General features: G+C 75.9%; 2 protein-coding genes. Both read left to right on the forward strand.

Annotated features, from left to right (window positions below; all coding sequences use genetic code 11):
* The coding region (locus SSNG_RS31010; RefSeq protein WP_042802401.1) for a PLP-dependent aminotransferase family protein at window positions 1-746 on the forward strand (746 nt) is incomplete at its 5' end.
* Between the two features lie 341 nt (window positions 747-1,087).
* Window positions 1,088-2,005: a nitroreductase/quinone reductase family protein gene (locus SSNG_RS31015; RefSeq protein ID WP_007267900.1), complete on the forward strand. Its 918-nt coding sequence runs from the start codon at window positions 1,088-1,090 to the stop codon at window positions 2,003-2,005.
* Window positions 2,006-2,343 lie beyond the last annotated feature (338 nt).

A 2,343-nucleotide genomic window follows, 5' to 3' on the forward strand; every position in this document is an offset into this window, starting at 1 on the left:
CCGTCGACGGGGCCGGGCTGGACGTGGCCGCGCTGCGGGCGAGCGGGGCGCGGGCGGTGCTCATGACCCCGGCGCACCAGTTCCCGACCGGCGTCGTCCTCGACGGGGAGCGCCGCCGCGACCTGCTGGCCTGGGCCGCCGCCGGAGGGCTGGTGCTGGAGGACGACTACGACGCCGAGCACCGCTACGACCGCGCCCCCGTCCCCGCCCTGCGGGCCCTGGCGCCCGAGGGGGTCTGCTACGCCGGGAGCGTGTCCAAACTGCTGGCGCCGGCCCTGCGGCTGGGCTGGCTGCTGGTCCCGCGCCGCCTGCGGGAGCCGGTCGTGGAGGCCAAGCGGTACGCCGACCTCGGCAACCCGGTCCTCGCGCAGCTCGTCCTCGCCCGCCTGATGGACTCCGGCGAACTGGAACGCCACCTGCGCTTCGTCCGGCGCCGCCACCGCCGCCGCCGGGACGCGATGCTGCGGGCCGTGGCCGGGCACCTGGCCGGAGCCCGGGTGCACGGCGCCGCCGCCGGACTGCACCTGACCGTCACCTTCGACGGCGCGGCCTTCGACGACACCGCCGTCGCCGGGGCCGCCCTCGCCCTCGGGGTCAAGACGCACCCGCTGTCCTGGCACCGGCTGCGCCCCGGCCCGCCGGGCCTGATCCTCGGCTACGCGGCCGGGCCGGCCGGCGAGATCGAGGAGGGCGTCGCCGTCCTGGGCCGGGCCCTGCGCGAGCACCTCCAAGATCATCGGCATTGACAACTCCCGCGCCCGCCCCGTCTAATGGCCGACGGTGTCGCGTGACTCCGGCCACAGAGCAGTGGGCCGGCCGGTGATCGGGCGAACACCCTTCACTCAGGGACACGCCATGAGTCAGTACTCCGCGCCCCGCAGTTGACGTAGCGCAGCCGCACCGCCGGCTCCCGCGTCGCGGCCGGCCATCGAGCCGCAGTCGCCTGCCCTTCTTCCACAACTCCGTACGCACGCGAGTCCGTACGCCGCTCCCGCACGCCCCCGCCCCGGCGACTCCCGCTCCACAGCGGCCCGTCGGGGGAGCGCGGGCGTGCCGGACCGGCCTGCCCAGAGAGAGAACGAAAGACGTGCCCACCACACCCGCCCAGGACTTCAACCGTTCCGTCATCGAAGAGTTCCGCGCCAACCGCGGCAAGGTAGGCGGCTGGTTCGAGGGCGAGGACCTGCTCCTCCTCACCACCACCGGCGCCCGCTCCGGAGCCGAGCACACCACCCCGCTCGGCTTCGTCCGCCACGAGGGCGTCCTGCTGGTCGTCGGCTCCAACCTCGGCGCCCCCGCCCACCCCGCCTGGTACCACAACCTCCTGGCCCACCCCCAGGTGCGGGTCGAGCTCGGCACCGACGCCTTCGACGCCCTCGCCGTCCCCGCGGAAGGCGCCCGCCGCGAGGAGCTCTTCGAAGCCGTCGTCCGCGCCGCCCCCGGATACGCCGACTACCAGGAGCGCACCACCCGGGTGCTCCCCGTCGTCCGGCTGGAGCCCGCCGAGCCCGACGGCTGGCAGCCCCCCGCCGCGGTCCGCACCCTCGCCGGGAAGCTGCTGGAGGTGCACACGTGGCTGCGGGCCCAGCTGCGCCACGTCGGCGCCGAGACGGAGGCCCACTTCGCCGCCCGTGCCGCCCACACCGGCCCCGGCGGCCCGCCGGCTCCCGGCCTCGGGCTCCAGATCCGCCAGCGCTGCCTGGCCTTCTGCCAGGGCCTGGAGTTCCACCACACGAGCGAGGACGCCCACCTGTTCCCCGGGACCCTGGCCCACCACCCGCACCTGGCGCCCGTCTTCGAGCGGCTGCGGGAGGAACACCGCACGGTCGCCCGGATCCAGGGCGAACTGGTGGCCCTGCTGGGCGCCGTGGCCATCGCCGAACCCGAGCGGTTCCGCGCCGAGCTGGCGCGGATGACGGCGGAGCTGAACGCCCACCTCGACCACGAGGAGGAGGTGCTGCTGCCCCTGCTGGAGGAGGTCCCCTGGCCGCCGCCGCGGCCGTGAGAGCGGGCGGGGCGGGAACGCGCGAAAAGTTTTTTCGAAACGGCGGCAACCGATCGGGCACTCGCACGTCGTGCGGGGGTGAAGGGCGAAGTTCCCGCCCCGGACCCGACCGTGGAGAGCCACTGTGAAGAACCTGAAGCGCGTTGTTCCCGCCACCGCCCGCCGGGGGGCCCGTCGCCGCTTCCCGCCCGCCGGGGCGGTCCTTCGCCCTCGCCGGGGCCGGCCTCCGCCGCGCAGGGGAGCATCCCGCCTCGCCGTCGCCCGCGCCCTCCCGGTTTCCGCGGCGCCGAGCCCGGTCCCGACGCACCCCGCGAACGGGAAGCCCAGCCCGGTCCCCT

This window comes from Streptomyces sp. C (assembly GCF_000158895.1).
GTDB classification, from domain to species: domain Bacteria; phylum Actinomycetota; class Actinomycetes; order Streptomycetales; family Streptomycetaceae; genus Streptomyces; species Streptomyces racemochromogenes.